We start from the raw sequence: 16,422 nt of genomic DNA, 5'->3' as shown, positions 1-16,422 counted from the left end.
AGATCACACGGAGAGTCAGATGACGCGAATGATGATCCTCTCAGGGTTCCTGATGGCCGGGCTCGCGATCGTTGCGTGCGGCGGAGAAGAAGAGGACGAGCCGGGGGGCGGGCAAAGCGGCGAGCTCGAAGGCAAGCAGCTTCAGGAGCTGACCGCCAGCGAGGCCCAGGCCGTGTGCGAAGACGTGGGCACACAGTTCGCGTTCTCGGATGAGGACTCGTGCGAGGTGGCCGCGGTGAGTTTCACGCTCCTCGGGCGCGACTGCGAGGAGATGAAGCAGAAGTGCCTGAACGGCGAGGTGACGGAGACGTCCAACGAGTGCGACACGAGCAAGTTCGAGGGGTGCAGCGCCACGGTCGCCGAGGCCAAGCGCTGCTTTGGCGCGATGGCCGCGAGCCAAAAAGCGCTGACCTGCGAGTCGACGTTCCTGGATCTCGCCGTCGTCCCCCCGGAGTGTGAGACGATCGTGAACAAGTGTCCCGAGTTCATGTCGAACGACTCCGAGGGCGGCGGCGCCTGAGCGCGCTCGCAGCAAGCGACGGCGCGCCGCCCCGCCGTCGGCTCACCCTGCCAGCTACCGATCGATCTCCGGCGCGACGACGTCGAAGCTCGCGATGAGCGCCACGAGGTCGGCCAGGAACAGCCCGGGGCTCTTGGCCTCGATCATCCCCATCGCGGTGAAGCTCCCTGTCCTGAACCGCGCCCGGTACGGCTCCTCCGCGCCCCGCCCGACGACGTAGCAGCCCATGTCCCCGCGGGCGCTCTCGATCCGCGCGTAGGCCTCCCCCTCGGGCCTCATCTTCTTCGGCAGCTTGCCCAGGATGTCGTCCTCCGGGTGCTCGTCGATCTTGTCGAGCGCCTGCCGGAGGATCTTCGCCGACTCGCGGCACTCCTCGACGCGCACGTAGAACCGGTCCCAGCAGTCGCCCACGGTCCCGTAGCGCCCCCGGCCCACGGGGACGTCGAACTCGAGCTCCGGATAGACCGAGTACCCGTCTTCCTTCCGGAGGTCCCATTTCACGCCGGACGCGCGCAGGTTCGGCCCCACGAGGCCCCAGTCCTTCGCCTCCTCGGCCGTGACCACCGCGACGTTCGCGAGCCGCTTGATGAAGATGTCGTTCAGGCTGATGAGCCGGTCGAACTCGATCATGATCGGCTCGAAGTGGTCGAGCCACCGCCTCACCTTGTCGGCCCACCCCTTCGGCATGTCGAACGAGACGCCGCCGATGCGGTGGTAGTTGTAGGTGAGGCGCGCGCCGCACAGCTCCTCGGTGAAGTCGTTGATGTGCTCGCGCTCGCGCAGCGCCCACGGGAAGGGGGTCACGGCGCCGACGTCCATCGCCATCGCGCCGAGCGCGATCATGTGGCTCCCGATCCGGTTCAGCTCGCACGAGATGACGCGCAGGTACTGCGCCCGCTTCGGCACCTCGATGCCCATCAGCTTCTCGCAGGCGCTCGCCCAGGCCTCGTTGGCGAACATCGCCGCGATGTAGTCGACGCGGTCGGTGTACGGCATGAAGCCGCTGTACGTGCAGCGCTCGCCGATCTTCTCGATGCTGCGGTGAAGATAGCCGACGTCCGGCACCGCCTTGCGGATGATCTCGCCGTCCGAGGAGATGATGAAGCGGAGCACGCCGTGGGTCGACGGGTGATGAGGCCCCATGTTGAGGGTCATCTCGTCCTCCGTCTCGTGCCCCGGCCCCGCGCCCTCGCGGCTCACGCTGAGGATGACCTGGCTCATGACGCCTCCGCGTCCTTCTTCGGGAGCTTGATGCTGAAGAGCTCGACGGGGTTCGGGCGCTGCGTCGGGATGCCGTGGTACTCCGCCTTCTCCTGCCAGTCCTTGCGGAGGGGGTGCCCCTCCCAGTCCTCGGGCAGGAGCAGGCGCCGGAGATCCGGGTGCCCCTCGAAGCGCACCCCGAGCAGGTCGAAGCACTCGCGCTCCTGCCAGTTCGCGGCCGACCACACGTTGACCAGCGTCGGCAGCGCCGGGCTCTCCCGGTCGAGCAGCGCCTTGAGGACGACGCGGCGCTTCTTCGCGTACGAGTAGATATGATAAACGACGGCGATCTTCTTGAGATCGGGGTAGTCGACCCCGGTGATGCACTCCAGGTAATCGAAGTCGAGCTCCGGCGCCTCGCGCAGGTGCTGGCACACCTCCTCGATCCTCGCCGGCGCGACCTGGAACCACGCGTCGCGGTCCTTCGCGGACACGGGGTGGAAGTCGAAGACCGCCTCTTCGCCGAGCTTCGCCTGGAGCGACTGGAAGATCTCTTCGGGTGTCATCAGGGCTTCTGGAGACGGGGGATCAGCCGCCGGCCGCGCCGCGGCGATCGAGGAAGCGCTCGCTCTTGATCTTCTCCTGGATCTTCAGGAGCCCCTCGAGGAGCGCCTCGGGGCGCGGCGGGCAGCCGGGCACGTAGACGTCCACGGGGATGATCTGATCCACGCCCTTGCAGACGGAATACGCGTACTGGAAGAGCCCGCCGCAGTTCGCGCAGCTCCCCATGGAGATGACGAAGCGCGGCTCGGACATCTGGTCGTAGAGGCGCTTCACCCGGAGGGCCATCTTGTACGTCAACGTCCCCGCGATGATGAACAGGTCGCTCGACCGCGGGCTCGGCCGCGGCGCCGCGCCGAAGCGCTCGAGATCGCCGCGGGGGCCGCCGGTCTGCATGAGCTCGATGGCGCAGCAGGCGAGGCCGAAGAGCATGTACCAGACGCTGTTCGAGCGGCCCCAGTTGAGCAGCCAGTTGACCGTCTGGTCGACGCTCGTCGTGATGACGCCGCCGCCGTCGCCCTCGTACTTCGCTTCCCACCCGCGGGGCGGGGCCATCAGGTTCAGGTTCGGGTTCGATGTCATGATGCCGCACCTCCCTGCGCCACGGCCGCCCGCTCCGCGGCGACCGCCGGCGCGCCCTCGTCCGCCGCCGGCGCGCTCCCGTCCACGCTCGCTCCCGCCGGCGAGGCGCGCGGCCGGGTCCGGCTGGTCACGTTCTGCGCTCCCCGCGGATCCCCTTTGATCGAGCGGATCCAGTTGAGATCGCCCTTGGCCCACACATAGACGAACCCGAGCATCAGGATGGCCACGAAGAGGAGGATCTCGAGGAACGCGAAGAGCCCGCTCCCCTGATCCACCCACCGCTTGAACACCGCCGCGACCGGGTAGATGAAGGCGATCTCGACGTCGAAGACGATGTAGATGAGCGCGATGATGTAAAAACGCGGGTTGAAGTTGAACCACGCGGGCCCCACGGGCGCCTCTCCGCACTCGTAGGTCTCGACCTTCTCGGCGTACATGTTGTTCGGGCGCAAGAGCTTCCCGAACAGCAGCGAGCCGAGGACGAAGCCGATCGCCACCAGGAAGAACGCGGCCACGCTGGCATACGCCATCAACATCGAACGGAACCTCGCTCGGCCCGACCCCCCTCGCCACGGCGAGAGAACGCCAGATCCAGGCGCGTTATGTAGGTGAAATGATGAAGCACGGCAAGCCGGCAAACCCTGAATGACGGCGCGCTCGGCCACGCGCGCGCGGCCGCGGGCGCCAGCGCCGCGGCCGCGGCCCCGCTCCCTGCCCGGGCCGGCCCGAGCGGCCTCTTCCACGTCCCGAGGGCGTGCTGTAGCCTCCGAGGATCACTCATGAATTCGACCGTGCCCCCCGTCCACGTCCTGATCCTCGCCGGCGGCGCGGGCACGCGCTTCTGGCCGGCGTCGCGCGCGGCGCGGCCGAAGCAGCTCCTGCCGCTGCTCGGCGGCGAGCCGCTCCTCACCGCCACGGCGCGCCGGGTGCTGCCGCTCTGCGCGCGCGGCGGCGGGGCGAGCGCGGGCTGGGAGCGCGTGTGGATCGCGACCGGCGAGCACCTGGTCGCCCCCACGCGCGCCGCGCTGCCGGAGGTGCCCGCGCGGCGCCTGCTCGTCGAGCCGACGCCGCGCAACACCGCGCCGTGCATCGGCTGGGCGGCGGCCACCATCGCGCGCGAGGATCCCGGGGCGGTCGTGGTGGTGCTCCCGAGCGATCACCACATCGCCGACGTGCCGCGGTTCCTCGAGGTGCTGGAGGCCGCCGTCGCGTCGGCCCTGGGCGGCGCGATCACCACCATCGGCATCCGCCCGACGCACCCGGAGACGGGGTTCGGGTACATCGAGGCGGAGGAGGCGGCGGGGGCTGGTCCCGCGTCGCCCCGCAAGGTGCTGCGCTTCGTCGAGAAGCCGAACCGCGAGCGCGCGGCGGAGTTCGTCGCGAGCGGCCGCTTCCTCTGGAACGCGGGGATGTTCATCTTCCGCGCGGGCGACATGACGGCGGCGATCCGCGCGCACCTGCCGGCGCTCGCCGACGGGCTCGACGAGATCGACCGCGCCGCCGCGCAGGGCCCCGAGGCCGAGGCCGAGGCGGTGCTGCGGGTGTTCCCGCGCCTGCCGGCGGTCAGCATCGATCACGGCGTGATGGAGCACGTGGCCGGCCTCGCGGTGGTGCCCGGCGACTTCGGCTGGAGCGATCTCGGCAGCTGGCAGAGCGCCTGGGAGCTCGCCGGCAAGGACGCTCAGGGCAACAGCGCGCCCGAGGGGACGGTGCTGGTCGACGCGCGGGACAACCACGTGGTCGATCTGCGTGCGCGCCCTGAAGGCGGCGCGGACGGTCGCCGGGTGATCGCGCTCGTCGGCGTGGAGGGGCTCGTGGTGGTCGAGACCGACGACGCGCTGCTGGTGGTGCCGCGCGACCGGGCGCAGGACGTGAAGCACGTGGTCGACGCCCTGAAGGCGCGGGGGCACGGCCGGCTGACGTGATCGCGCGGCGGCGCGCGCCGCGTCCGCGCCGCTCCACGGAACGCCGAGGCCGAAGAGCGAGAGAGAAACGCGAAGGCGCAAAGGCGCAAAGGGAACGAGCAGAGGGACGAGTTCTCTCCCCTCCCTCTTCTTTGCGCCTTTGCGTTTTTTTCTCCTTCTCTCGCCCTACTCGCGCGTCGCTCCCCGCCGCGCGACCGCCCGCGCGTAGATCTCCCGCCGCGGCAGCCCGAGCTCGACCGACAGCTCCTCGGCGATGTGCTTCGCCCGCCTCCCCTGGGCGAGCTCCCGATCGATCCGCGCGTCGAGCGCCTCCTCGTCGGGCCGCGCCCCCGCCGCGGCCGCCTCCGCGGGCCCCAGCACGAGCGTGATCTCGCCGAGCCACTCCCGCTCCAGGGCCGCGAGCTCCGCCACCGTCCCGCCCAGGATCTCCTCGTGCACCTTCGTCAGCTCGCGCGCGACGACCGCGCGCCGCCCCGGCATCCGCTCGGCGAGCTCCGCCAGCGTCTCGTTGAAGCGCCGCGGCGACTCGAACAGCACCACCACCTCCGGCGTCGACGTCGCCACCGCGAGCGCCTCGCGCCGCTCGCGCCCGCCGCGCGGCAGGAAGCCGAGGAAGCGGAACCCCCCCGTCACCAGCCCCGACGCGCTCACCGCCGCCATCACCGCGCTGGGCCCCGGGATCGCGACCACGCGCGCCCCCGCCTCGGCCGCCGCGCGCACGAGCGCCGTCCCCGGATCGCTCACGACCGGCGTTCCGGCGTCGGTCATGAACGCGATCGACTCGCCCGCCGCGAGCCGCGCCGCCGCCCGCGCCGCGTCCGCCTCCGAGGCGTGCGCGTCGAAGCGGTCGACCGGCTTGCCCGCGACGCCGAGGTGGCCGAGCAGCGCGCGCGCGCGCCGCGTGTCCTCCGCGAGGATCCGGTCGACGCCCCGCAGCGTCTCCACCGCGCGCAGCGTGATGTCGCCGAGGTTGCCGATCGGCGTCGCGACCACGTAGAGGCACCCGCGGCCGCCCGCCCCGCGCTGCGCGCTGTCGGGAGGCACGCTCACACCGATTCGACGGCGTCGCCGAGCTCCTCCTGCAGGTACGTCCGCAGCTTCGACTGGAGCCTCGCCTCGAGCTGGCGCACGCGCTCGCGCGAGATGCCGAACTCGTTGCCGAGCTCCTGGAGCGTGAGCGGCTCGTCCGCCGCCATGCGCTTGTCGAAGATGATCACGTCCTTGCCCTTCAGCGTCTCGCGGAACTTCGCGAGCCGATCCTGGACGAGCATCCCCATCTCGCTCGCCTCGAACGCGCTGTCAGGGCCCGCCCCCGAGGAGACGAGCAGCTCGACGCGCGGGATCGATCGCCCCTCGAGGTCGCCCACCGGGGCGTCGAGCGACGCCTCGCCGCTCGAGAGGCGGCGGTCCATGTCGACCACCTCCTTCTCCTCGACCGACAGGCGCTTCGCGATCTCCGCGGCCGTCGGCTCGATGCCCATCGCCGAGAGCTTCGCCTTCTCCTTGTTCAGGTTGAAGAAGAGCTTCCGCTGCGCCTGCGTCGTGCCGAGCTTCACCAGGCGCCAGTTGTTGAGGATGAAGCGGAGGATGTACGCGCGGATCCACCACGCCGCGTACGAGGAGAGCTTGACGCCGCGGTACGGGTCGTACCGCTTCACGGCCTGCATCAGGCCGATGTTGCCCTCCTGGATCAGGTCCATGATGTTCTTGTAGGCGCGCCGGTACTCGTACGCGAGCTTGACCACGAGCCGCAGGTTCGCCGTCACGAGCCGCGCGGCCGTCGCGACGTCCTGCGTCTTCGAGTACTTGATCGTCAGCTCTTTCTCCTCGTCCGGCGTGAGCAGCGCGTGGCGCTGCACCTCGCGCAGGTAGGCCTGCAGCGGATCGGTGCGCGACAGCGCCGCGTCCCCGCTGCCGCGGCCCTCGCCGGCGCCGACCCGCGAGGAGCGCGGGATCTCGATGTCGTTCAGGTCGATGCTCGGGTCGTCGATGACCTCGCCGACCACCTCGACGACGTCGCCCTCGTCGTCGCCCGCCTTCTCCGCCTGGCTCTCGGGCGCGGCGTCCGCCTCGTCCTCGTCCTCGCGCGCCTCGTCGGGCTCGCGGGCGGCCGGCGCGGCGTCGCCGCCGCGCGCGCGCCCTGTCGCCTTGGCGGGGGAGCGCTCGCGGCGCTTCAGCCCGGGCCGGGGGCTCGCGGCCCGCTCCGCCTCGGGACGGGGCTCCGCCTCGGGCCGGAGGTCCGCCTCGCCGGCTCCGTCGGGCTGCGGTGTCTCGGTACCCTTCGTTCGCTTCGTTCGCGGCTCGCTCTTGCTCTTCGCCACCCGGACCTCGTTCCGAAGTTCTAGTACAGCCCTGCCGCGTCGCGCCACCTGCGCCGGCGCACAGGCTCGGCGACGCGAGGCCACCCGCTCCGGATCCGCGCGTAAGCCGAGCGTAAATCGCACGTAGACCGGGCGTAGACCGGGCGTAGACCGGGCGTAGACCGGTCGTAGGCCGGGCGTAGGCCGGGCGTAGACCGGGGCGCCCATCGCGCAAAGCGCGGGGGACGGCGGCAGCGCGGGGGGACGCCGGGCAATGGCAGGTGAGGCGCGGGAGGGTCGCCCAGGAAGAGAGCGCACGGGTCCGGAGAACGTGCTACACGGCGCCAGTACGTGGACTCGTTTCGACCTCCGCGCCCGCGCTCGCTGCGCCCCTGGTACCTGGTCGCCGCCATGCTGCTCACCTGGCTCATGGGCGTGCGCGGCTTCATGGCCGGGTGCGGGACGGCCATGTACCTGCGGGGCGGCACGGCCCCGGACGTCACGGCCGTGGCCCAGCAGGCGCGCGATCACGCCGATCCGTTCCAGTTCGCGATCGTGCTCGACGCCGCGAAGGCGCGCGCGCTGAGCCTGCACCGCGACGTCGCCTTCCCGCTCAGCATCGGGCAGGCGATCCTCGGCGCGCTCCTGGTCGTCGCCAGCGGGCTCGCGCTCGGCGGGCGGCCCGGCACACGCGGCTTCGTGCTCCAGGTCCTGGTCGCCAACCTCGCCTTCGCGACGGTCGAGTACACGCTCACGCGCGGCGTCCGCGCCGCCTGGATCGACATGGTGGCGCAGGCGGGCGCGCTCTTGCCGCCGGGCACCCCCGAGCGCGAGGGCATCATGAACCCGAGCGTCTGGTGGACCTTCGAGCGGGTGAGGTTCGTGCTCTTCGAGCTGGGCATCCTCGGCGCGGCCACGCTCGCGATGACGCGCGAGCGCACCAAGCTGTACTTCCAGGCGGTCGCCCGGGCGGTCGACCCCAGCGACGAGCCATGAGCGTCGCCGGGGGGATCGCCGGCGCGGATCCTCGATCGAAGCCCGCGGAGCCCGAGGAGCGGCGGGTCGCCGTGCTCCCGGACGACCTCGCCAACCAGATCGCGGCGGGCGAGGTGGTCGAGCGGCCGGCGAGCGTGGTCAAGGAGCTCGTCGAGAACGCGCTCGACGCGGGCGCGCGCCGCATCCGGATCGACATCGAGGCGGGCGGCGTCGGCCTCGTGCGGGTCGCGGACGACGGGCGCGGGATGAGCCGCGAGGACGCCTCGCTCGCGGTGCTGCGCCACGCGACGAGCAAGATCGCCCGGCTCGACGATCTGCGCACCATCCGGAGCTTCGGCTTCCGCGGCGAGGCGCTGCCGAGCATCGCGTCGGTGAGCCGCTTCTCGCTGCGGACCCGGCGCGACGGCGAGGCCGAGGGGACGGAGGTCCGCATCGAGGGCGGCGGCCCGGCGCAGTCCATGCCATGCGGGTGCGCCGTGGGCACCGTCGTCGAGGTGCGCGACCTGTTCTACAACGTCCCCGCGCGGCGCAAGTTCCTGCGCGCCGTCGGGACGGAGTCGGCGCACGTGACCGAGGTCGGGCAGGCGATCGCGCTCGGCGAGCCGGGCGTGACGCTGGTCCTCTCGCGCGACGGGCGCGTGGCGCGCGAGTGGCTGCGCGCGGCGAGCCGCGCGGAGCGGGTGCGCGCCGTGCTCGAGGGCGAGGAGCTCGCGACGTGCGCGGGCGAGCGGGGGCCGCTCGCGGTCGAGGCGTTCGTGTCGCGGCCGGAGCGCGCGCGCTCGGGGGCCGGCTGGCTGTGGATGTTCGTGAACGGCCGGCACGTGCGCGACCGCTCGCTGGCGCGCTCGGTCGCGCTCGCTTACGGCAGCGTGCTCGAGCCGGGCCGGTACCCCATCGGCGCGGTGTTCATCGATCTGCCCGCCGAGCTCGTGGACGTGAACGTGCACCCGCAGAAGGCCGAGGTCCGCTTCTCGGACGGCCGCGCCGTGGCCGACGCGCTCTACAAGATCATCGCCGCGCAGGTGTCCGCGGCGTTCGGCCTGCCCGCGCCGGCCCCGGGCGGCTTCCAGGGCCGCAAGGGCAAGCTCTTCGCCGAGCCGGCGCCGCCGCCTGGAGACGCCTGGGTCTGGTCGAGCGGCCCGGCGCCGGAGCCGACCGCGGCCGGCGCCGCGAGCGGCCGGCAGGAGCCGCCGGGGGATCCCTGGGGGCTCGGCGGCGACCTCGCCGAGGCCCCGCCGGCGCGCCCGGAGCCAGCGCCAGCGCGCCCGGAGGCGGCGCCGGCGGGCGCGGCGCCGTCGCCGGCCGAATCCGCAGCGGTCGGCGCGTGGGCCGGCGCGGCCGGCGGCGCGTGGGCCGGCGCGGCCGGCGGCGTGTTGCCCGAGCGGCTCGGCGAGCCCGGTGAGCCTGCGGTCGCGCCGGGTCCCCCGCCGCTGCCTTACCCGACCGGCAGCGGGCCCATGCTCGCCGCGGCGGAGCGCAAGCTCGCCTGGAAGGCGCTGCGCTTCCTCGCCCAGGTGCGGAACACCTACTTCGTCTGCGAGGGGCCGGACGGGATCTACTTCCTCGATCAACACGCCGCGGCCGAGCGCGTGACGTTCCACCGCCTGCGCGCGTCGTACGACGGCCGCGACGTCGCGACGCAGAAGCTCCTGTTCCCGGTGCTGGTGCCGGCGACGGCCTCGGAGGTGTCGCTGATCGAGGAGGCGCAGGAGGCGGTCGCGCGGCTCGGGCTCGACGTCCGCGCGGCGGGCGCGGCGCAGCTCGCGGTGCACGCGGTGCCGACGCTGCTCCGGCGCGCGGCGCCCGAGCGCCTCGTGCGCGACCTCGTGGACGAGCTGAGCCACGCGGGCGAGCGCGCCTTCTCGGGCGCGGTGGACCTCGCGCTGGCGACGATGGCCTGCCACGGCTCGCTGCGCGCGGGCGACCCGGTGGCGCCGGAGGAGGCGCGCGCGCTGCTCACGGCGCTCGACGAGGTCGACTTCGCCGGCCACTGTCCGCACGGCCGGCCGGTGGTGATGCGCGTCGGGTGGCCGGAGCTGGAGCACCGCGTGGGGCGGCGGTGACCGAGGCGCAGCGCGGGCTCGCGCCGGAAGCGAGCGCGGAGGGCGCGCCGGGCGCAAACGCGGGCGACGCGCCCGGCGCGGGCGCAGCCGACGCGCCCGACGCCGGTGCGGGCGACGCGCCGCCGTCGTGGGAGGCCGTCGCGCCGCCGTCGTGGGAGGCCGTCGCGCCGCCGTCGCCGGGCGAGCTGCTCGTCGTGGTCGGCCCGACGGCGAGCGGCAAGACCGAGCTCGCGATCCGCCTCGCAGAGCGCTTCGGCGGCGAGGTGGTGAGCGCCGACAGCGTGCAGATCTACCGGGAGTTCGACCTCGGCTCGGGCAAGCCGACGCCCGCCGAGCGGGCGCGCGCGCGGCACCACCTGGTCGACGTGATCGATCCGCGGAACCCCGTCGACGCGCAGCGCTTCGCGGAGCTCGCGGAGGCGGCGATCGCCGACATCCGCGGCCGCGGCCGGGTGCCCATCGTCTGCGGCGGCACGTTCCTGTGGGTGAAGGCGCTCGTCTTTGGCCTGTCGCCCGCGCCGCCCGCGGACGCCGAGGTGCGCGCCCGGCACCGCGCGATCGTCGAGGCCGAGGGGCGCGCCGCGCTCCACGCGCGCCTCGCCGAGGTGGACCCGGCGAGCGCGGCCCGCCTCTCCCCGAACGACGCCGTGCGCGTCAGCCGGGCCCTGGAGATCTACGAACGCTCGGGCCGGCCGCAGAGCGCGTGGCACGCCGAGCACGGCTTCCGGGAGCGCCGGCACGCCGCGCGCCTGCTCGCGGTGCACCGCGGGCGCGCGGAGCTCGACCGCCGCATCGCGGCCCGCACCGCCGCGTGGCTGGAGCAGGGCTGGGTCGACGAGGTGAAGACGCTGCTGGCCCGCGGCTACGGCGACGCGCGGGCCATGGGCTCCGTCGGCTACAAGCAGGTGCGGGAGCACCTGGAGGGGCGCCTGCCGGCCGAGGAGCTCGCCGCGGCCATCGTGCGCGCCACGCGCGTCTTCGTGCGGCGGCAACGGACCTGGCTGAGGGACCAGGCGATCGCCCACGTCGCGCTCGACCAACCCGCAAATCCTTAACGATTTCGGAAACGTACCTGCGCCGTCCGCCCCCCGCAGAGGGCCCGAGCGCGCCGGGAGGGGCGGCCTCCCGGCGAGCGCGCCGCCGCGGCCGGGTCAGTAAGCGTAGGCCTGGTAGATCTCGGGCTCGACCGGCTCGTCGAGCGACTCGACGATCGGGTTGAAGCGCAGCATCTGCTTCGCTCGGTCCGAGAGGTGGGCGAGGCTCGCGCGGGGCACCCGGATCGAGACCTCCGGGCGGAAGAGCCAGCGGCGGCTGTAGCCGATGACCACCATGGGCCGGGGCTCGCGTGTGCGGTTCGGGGTGCCGCGGTGGAGGCCGCGCACGTCGCGGACCATGACGTCGCCGAGCTCCATCAGCACCGGCTCGAGGCGGATCTCGCCCGCCTCCAGGAGCCGCATGCCCTCGGCCTTGGAGAGCATGTGGGTGCCGCGGGCGATCTCGACGGGGCCGTTCTCGGGCGTGACGTCGACGAGGGGGAAGTTGACCGCGAGCTGGAACGCGGGCGTCTCTTTCCCCGTCTCGGGGAAGAGCGGCGGCGTGTCACGGTGGACGTCCTGGTAGTCGGACCCGAGCAGGGGCGTGTCGGTCGCGAGCTGGACCATCGTCATGTCCGGGCCGACCAGGCGCTCGACGACGGCGAGCAGGGTCTCGTTCTCGTAGATGCGCGGCTCCGCGAAGGGGGCCGTGAACGGGAGCGTCACATAGTAGCGCTGCGGCCCCCGATTCTTGAGGTTCCCCTCGCGCGCGATGTGCCCCTCGAGCAGCGGCGCAAACGCCTCCCGCCACGCGAGCAGCAGGCTCTTCGGTATCAGATTCTTGATGATGCAGAACCCATCGCGCTGCGCCGCACGGGCAAGCTCATCGATATCTGCGCTCGTAGAACGGGTCTGGCTCATAACGTATCAGCCAGCTTGACGGGGCTCCGCGGGCGTCGTCAAGCTCAGCATGGCTTCATCGTTCATCCTGAACTGACCTTCCCCCGGCCTGTCGCTGCCGCAGCGTCGAATCGCTCAGGCCTGGGGAGCGCGCCACCTCACCTCGCCGTCGCAGCGCGGGCACCCCGCGGTGAGCGGCCGCGCGTCCTGAGCAAAGGCGACGCGCCCGCAGCCCACGCAGACCGTCATGTGGCGCTGGTAGATCTCCGCGTTCGAGAGGATCTCCGCGGCGAACAGGCTGAGCACGATGTCGCTCAGGAAGTCGTTCTCGCCCGGCGCCGGCAGCCAGCCTGAGCGGTCGCCGACCACGCACCAGCGGACGCGCGCGCTGTACAGCGCCGCGCGACGAAACCTGCCGCCCGGGTCCGGGGCCACGAAATCGAGCAGCACGTTCGTCACGCGCTCGCGCGCGCGCGCCGTGAGCGCCGCGACCGCCTCGGGTTGCTCGTCCAGCGCGCAGAGCGCCACGGTCGCTGCGCCTGGCTCGCGGACCGCGCGCGGGGCCTTCATCCAGCCCGGAGCGAGCACATGATGGTTGAGCCACGCCCTGAGCTCGTGGGGCTCCCACGGGCGGGTCGTCACCTGCATGAAGTCGAGCGCGCCGGCCAGGCTAGGGCTCGTGAGCATGCGCCCGCGCAGCGCGACGAACGACCTGGCCCGCCCCGAATCGACTGGGACGCTCCGCCCGGACATCCCGCTCCGGACGGAGAGGCTCGTGGGCCTGCGGCCGCCCATCGGGATCTTCGGGGAAATACTCATAAGTTCCATGGGTTTTTCCATTCCGCTGTGCGCCGCGGCAGCGTCGCCGCACCGGCGATGTGCGCCCCTGTAAGCGTCCGGCGTGCCAGCCGTCGCGGAGGCCCGGATCCCGCCGCCGCGCGTGGATGGTGGGCGGAAACACGGCCAGTCGGCGCGGTACGGCGGTTCGGCCTGATGCCTCGGGACCGCCGTCGAGCGCCCGCGGTTGCGGGGTCCAGGCCTCAGCAGGGGAGCGCTCGCGCGTGTTCAACACAGCCCTCGCGGCGCTCCACGCGCTCGCAGCGGCCTCGCGGAAGAACGAACGTCGGGGCGATGCAGCGAACCCCTTCTCGCCCTCTCGTACTCCTGCTAGCCACCGCTCCCATCAACCAGGGACGGATCGAGAGAGCGCACGACGAAACACCGCGCTTGCTCCACCGACGAAAGGGCCGACCATGACCGAAGACAGGAATGAAGCGCAGGCGATCCAGAATGTCATTGCCCGCGTCGCCCATCACATCGACCGGCGGCGCTGGACCGAGCTCCGCGGCCTCTATACGGACGTCGTGGTGAACGACTTCACCTCGCTGCTCGGCGGCGAGCCGCAGCTGCAGAAGGTGGATGATCTGCTCGCGGGCTGGCGCAAGTTCCACGAGGCGATCGACGGCTCACAGCATTTCCTCGGCCCCCTCGACATCGAGGTGAGGGGGAAGCAAGCCTCCGCGGAATGCCACGTGCGCGCCTACCATCAGTTCGCGCGCGCGCCGGGCGGCGCGGAGTGGATGGTCGCGGGCCACTACCGCTATGAGCTCTCCAGGGAAGAGGGCGGCTGGAGGATCAGCAAGGTGAGGTTCGAGATCGCGTACCAGACCGGCAACACGAACATGTTCCAGGAAGCGCTCGCGTGAGGCCCGGGGGCGGCGCCTCCGCTCACCGCGGGCGCGGCGGCGCTCACCGCGGGCGCGGCGGCGCGATCGCCACGCCGAGCGCGTGCGCCGCGCGCAGCGCCACGACGCGGAGGTGGCCGTCCGGCAGGTGCTCTCGCCCCGCGACGAGCTCGGTCAGCGGCACCCAGGAGAGCCGCCGCACGGCGCTCGGCGCCGGCGCGCCGGCGCTCGGCGCAGGCGGCTCGGCGGGGGCCGCGGTGACCACGAAGGCGAGCGGCTGCACCAGCTCCGGGGTCAACCCTGCGGAGGGGCGGTAGGCGCCTCCGAGCTCGACGGCCTCCGCCACCCGGACGCCGTACTCGACCTGGAGCCGCAACCGCACGAACGCCTCGGCCGCCGCCAGGGTGCCCACGCTGCGCGGCAGCCGCCACGCCGGCGCGACCAGGATCTCGCTGTTGCCGGAGAAGCTCTGGGCGGCAGGCAGGTCGTGGTCGTCGACGCCGAGCACGACCTCTCCCGACGGCGACCGCGCGAGCAACGCGGCCACGACCGTGAGCGCGCCGAGCGGCCGCGGCACCACGTACTCCAGCTCGCGCGCGGCCACGACGTCGCCGGCGGCGGAGAGCTCCTCGAAGCGCGCCCGCCGCACCTCGAGGAACCCCGCGCTGGCGCTCGGGTCCACCCGCGAGAACCGCCGGCGGCTCGGGCGCGCGAGCAGCTCGCTCAGCGACGTCGGCTGCACGGCCGCCGCCTCGTCGTCCTCGCCGGCAGCGGCGCCCGCCTTGGGCTGCCCGGCGCCCGCGCCCGCGAGCGGGATCTCGTCGCCGATCCACGGCCCGAACGGCAGCCCGAAGCGCGCCAGCAGATCGTAGACGTTCAGCTCGAGCCGCGCGTCGGGCAGGCCGCCGACCTGCGCGGCGCGCAGCAGCTGGCGCGCCTCGATCGCGCGGATGCGGCCCGAGGTGCCGAACCTGGACACGTTGTCCAAGGGCGCGTTCACGAACGTGGGCTCGACCTCCACCAGCATCGAGCGCACCTCTTCGAGGATGCCGCCCGGCGACGGGTAATACGTCGTGCCCGGGATCATCCGCCGGATCGCCGCCGCGGGCACTCCGGCCGCCCGCTCCAGCGCGCGCTCGACCGTGTGCCCGACCGGGAACTCGCCCTGCACGACCGCGAGCGGCTCGGCCAGGTAGTCGGCAGGGCCGCTGCCGTCGAGCGGCGGCGTCTCCTCGCGGCAGGCGTGCGCGACCGGCCGCGGGTAGCTCGTCCGCGCCAGCACGTACGCGGTCTCGCCGGCGGATCCGGCGAAGAAGAACGGCACGATGTCCAGCGTGGGGTGGGGGCGCGCCGCCAGATCGAACACCCGGCCCGTCGCGTGATCCAGGTGGTGCTCGATCCGCAGGAACTGCTGGGGGCTCTCCGCCGGCCTGAGCCGGAACGCGACGCCCTGACCGGCCTTCACCTTCTCCCCGACGATCAGGTAGTTCGTGGGCGGGTACGGCAGCCGCGCGCCCGCGGCGTCCCGGAGCTCGATCCGGCCGGCGAACCGGTTGCGCACGATCCAGGGGTTCCGCAGCGGCGTCGACGAGAGCACGCGCAGGCCGAGCCGCGCGAAGAGCGCCTCGAACTCGGCCTGCGAGAAGTACGTGTACTCCTCCTTGACCTCGGCCTCCCAGTCGGCGCGGTAGTCCTTCCGCAACACGAACTCGGCCGCGTGTTTGTGCGCGAGCTGGTACCGGCGCCACCCGGGGCGCGGCGCCGGAAGCGCGCCCGAGGCCCCGGCTTCCACGCGCGCGAGCGGGAACCCCGGCTCCGGCGACAGCGAGCGGAACTCGCCGGCGAACCGCTCGATCAGCGCCGCCGTCGAGGCGGTCCTCGGGTCGCGGCCGTCGTCGCCGTCGTCGGCGGGCACGTCGAGCAGCACCTGCGCCGGCCCCGGATCGACGAAGTCCCGCACCACCAGGACCCCGCCCGGCGAGAGCTGCTGCACCTGCGCCGCGAGCGCGTCGGCGGCGTTCGCGTGGCGGTAGCCGCCGTACGACGTCACGTGGTGGAGCACCGAGGAATCGAAGATCCCGTCCAGGCTCTCCGGGGGGAAGACCGCGGCGGCGATGTCGCCCAGCTGGAAGCTGAGGTTCGGGAGCCGATGCGCGCGGCGCGCGAGATCGACGACCGTGGGATCGATGTCCACGCCGATCACCTCGAGGCGCGGATAGAGCTGGGCCAGCGCGGCGCTGCCCTGCCCCGAGCCCATCCCCATGTCGGCGACGCGCCCCTCGCAGAGCAGGTGGGCGGCGGTCAGCGCGACCTTCTGGCGCATGGACGCGTCCATCGCGGACAGGTACCGCGCGTACGCGGACAGGTCGTCTCGCCGCTGGTCCGCCTCGTACCCCGCAGGCGCGCGCGTCGTCATGAGGACCAGTGTACGCCGGTCGCCGGGCGTGGATCGACGGTCGTCTCGCCGTGGACGGCACGCCGCTGCGCTGCGAGGCGCGAGCGCCGTCGAGGTGACCGATCGGTGGGGGTGGAGGGGTTTCGAAGGGACGCCGCGCGCGTCGCGGGGCCGCGTGGCGCGCGGCGCGCGCCTGGGAGAGCGCGCGTCGTCAGGGCGAGGCGCAGCAGGCGCGGGAGAGCGCCTGCCGCGCCGGTCGGC

15 protein-coding genes are annotated in these 16,422 nt (G+C 73.0%); 6 read left to right on the top strand and 9 right to left on the bottom strand.

Going from position 1 to position 16,422, the window contains the following annotated elements; all coding sequences use genetic code 11:
- Positions 1 to 28: 28 nt before the first annotated feature.
- Positions 29 to 520, top strand: coding sequence for a hypothetical protein (locus tag WMF43_RS49990; RefSeq protein WP_437676075.1), 492 nt, complete (start codon positions 29 to 31; stop codon positions 518 to 520).
- A 54-nt stretch (positions 521 to 574) separates the two neighbouring features.
- Here the strand turns inward: WMF43_RS49990 and WMF43_RS49985 are convergent, their stop codons facing one another.
- Genes WMF43_RS49985 through WMF43_RS49970 form a run of 4 tightly spaced genes read right to left on the bottom strand, consistent with a single transcriptional unit; the run spans position 575 to position 3,399 of the window.
- Complete coding sequence (locus WMF43_RS49985) at positions 575 to 1,741, bottom strand: NADH-quinone oxidoreductase subunit D (RefSeq protein WP_437676073.1); 1,167 nt, start codon at positions 1,739 to 1,741, stop codon at positions 575 to 577.
- Positions 1,738 to 2,286, bottom strand: a complete 549-nt coding sequence (locus WMF43_RS49980; RefSeq protein WP_437676071.1) for an NADH-quinone oxidoreductase subunit C — start codon at positions 2,284 to 2,286, stop codon at positions 1,738 to 1,740. The genes WMF43_RS49985 and WMF43_RS49980 overlap by 4 nt, the downstream gene beginning before the upstream one ends.
- A gap of 22 nt (positions 2,287 to 2,308) precedes the next feature.
- Complete coding sequence (nuoB, locus tag WMF43_RS49975; RefSeq protein WP_234024089.1) at positions 2,309 to 2,836, bottom strand: NADH-quinone oxidoreductase subunit NuoB; 528 nt, start codon at positions 2,834 to 2,836, stop codon at positions 2,309 to 2,311.
- Positions 2,837 to 2,859: 23 nt separating this feature from the next.
- Positions 2,860 to 3,399 carry an NADH-quinone oxidoreductase subunit A gene (locus tag WMF43_RS49970; protein ID WP_437676069.1) on the bottom strand — a complete coding sequence of 180 codons (540 nt, stop codon included), beginning with the start codon at positions 3,397 to 3,399 and terminating at the stop codon, positions 2,860 to 2,862.
- A gap of 243 nt (positions 3,400 to 3,642) precedes the next feature.
- Here WMF43_RS49970 and WMF43_RS49965 point away from each other — a divergent pair, with 243 nt between their 5' ends.
- Entirely contained in the window at positions 3,643 to 4,788 is a 1,146-nt protein-coding gene (locus tag WMF43_RS49965; protein WP_437676067.1) for a mannose-1-phosphate guanylyltransferase, read from the top strand.
- A 165-nt stretch (positions 4,789 to 4,953) separates the two neighbouring features.
- Here the strand turns inward: WMF43_RS49965 and rsmI are convergent, their stop codons facing one another.
- Both rsmI and WMF43_RS49955 read right to left on the bottom strand, forming a co-directional pair.
- Positions 4,954 to 5,838, bottom strand: a complete 885-nt coding sequence (gene rsmI, locus WMF43_RS49960; RefSeq protein ID WP_437676065.1) for a 16S rRNA (cytidine(1402)-2'-O)-methyltransferase — start codon at positions 5,836 to 5,838, stop codon at positions 4,954 to 4,956.
- Positions 5,835 to 7,109: an RNA polymerase factor sigma-32 gene (locus tag WMF43_RS49955; protein WP_437676063.1), complete on the bottom strand. Its 1,275-nt coding sequence runs from the start codon at positions 7,107 to 7,109 to the stop codon at positions 5,835 to 5,837. Before WMF43_RS49955 ends, rsmI begins: the two co-directional genes overlap by 4 nt.
- Positions 7,110 to 7,439: 330 nt before the next feature.
- Here WMF43_RS49955 and WMF43_RS49950 point away from each other — a divergent pair, with 330 nt between their 5' ends.
- The 3 genes from WMF43_RS49950 to miaA are packed head-to-tail and all read left to right on the top strand — an operon-like array spanning position 7,440 to position 11,202.
- Positions 7,440 to 8,084, top strand: coding sequence for a hypothetical protein (locus WMF43_RS49950; RefSeq protein WP_437676061.1), 645 nt, complete (start codon positions 7,440 to 7,442; stop codon positions 8,082 to 8,084).
- Positions 8,081 to 10,147, top strand: a complete 2,067-nt coding sequence (gene mutL, locus WMF43_RS49945) for a DNA mismatch repair endonuclease MutL (RefSeq protein ID WP_437676059.1) — start codon at positions 8,081 to 8,083, stop codon at positions 10,145 to 10,147. Before WMF43_RS49950 ends, mutL begins: the two co-directional genes overlap by 4 nt.
- Positions 10,144 to 11,202: a tRNA (adenosine(37)-N6)-dimethylallyltransferase MiaA gene (gene miaA / locus WMF43_RS49940; protein WP_437676057.1), complete on the top strand. Its 1,059-nt coding sequence runs from the start codon at positions 10,144 to 10,146 to the stop codon at positions 11,200 to 11,202. Before mutL ends, miaA begins: the two co-directional genes overlap by 4 nt.
- Positions 11,203 to 11,298: 96 nt before the next feature.
- Here miaA and WMF43_RS49935 read toward each other — a convergent pair whose 3' ends face one another.
- Together WMF43_RS49935 and WMF43_RS49930 are read right to left on the bottom strand one after the other, a co-directional pair.
- Positions 11,299 to 12,102: a phytanoyl-CoA dioxygenase family protein gene (locus WMF43_RS49935; protein WP_437676055.1), complete on the bottom strand. Its 804-nt coding sequence runs from the start codon at positions 12,100 to 12,102 to the stop codon at positions 11,299 to 11,301.
- A gap of 114 nt (positions 12,103 to 12,216) precedes the next feature.
- Positions 12,217 to 12,909, bottom strand: coding sequence for a hypothetical protein (locus WMF43_RS49930; protein ID WP_437676053.1), 693 nt, complete (start codon positions 12,907 to 12,909; stop codon positions 12,217 to 12,219).
- A 425-nt stretch (positions 12,910 to 13,334) separates the two neighbouring features.
- Here WMF43_RS49930 and WMF43_RS49925 point away from each other — a divergent pair, with 425 nt between their 5' ends.
- A complete protein-coding gene (locus WMF43_RS49925; RefSeq protein ID WP_437676052.1) occupies positions 13,335 to 13,787 on the top strand; it encodes a nuclear transport factor 2 family protein in 453 nt (150 codons plus the stop codon).
- 43 nt (positions 13,788 to 13,830) lie between these two features.
- Here WMF43_RS49925 and WMF43_RS49920 read toward each other — a convergent pair whose 3' ends face one another.
- Positions 13,831 to 16,182 carry a methyltransferase domain-containing protein gene (locus WMF43_RS49920; RefSeq protein WP_437676050.1) on the bottom strand — a complete coding sequence of 784 codons (2,352 nt, stop codon included), beginning with the start codon at positions 16,180 to 16,182 and terminating at the stop codon, positions 13,831 to 13,833.
- Positions 16,183 to 16,422 lie beyond the last annotated feature (240 nt).

It is taken from the genome of Sorangium sp. So ce131, from assembly GCF_051519095.1.
Taxonomy (GTDB): Bacteria; Myxococcota_A; Polyangia; order Polyangiales; family Polyangiaceae; genus Sorangium.
The sequence above is the reverse complement of the archived record's forward strand: the minus strand, read 5'-3'. Positions and strand labels throughout refer to the sequence as shown.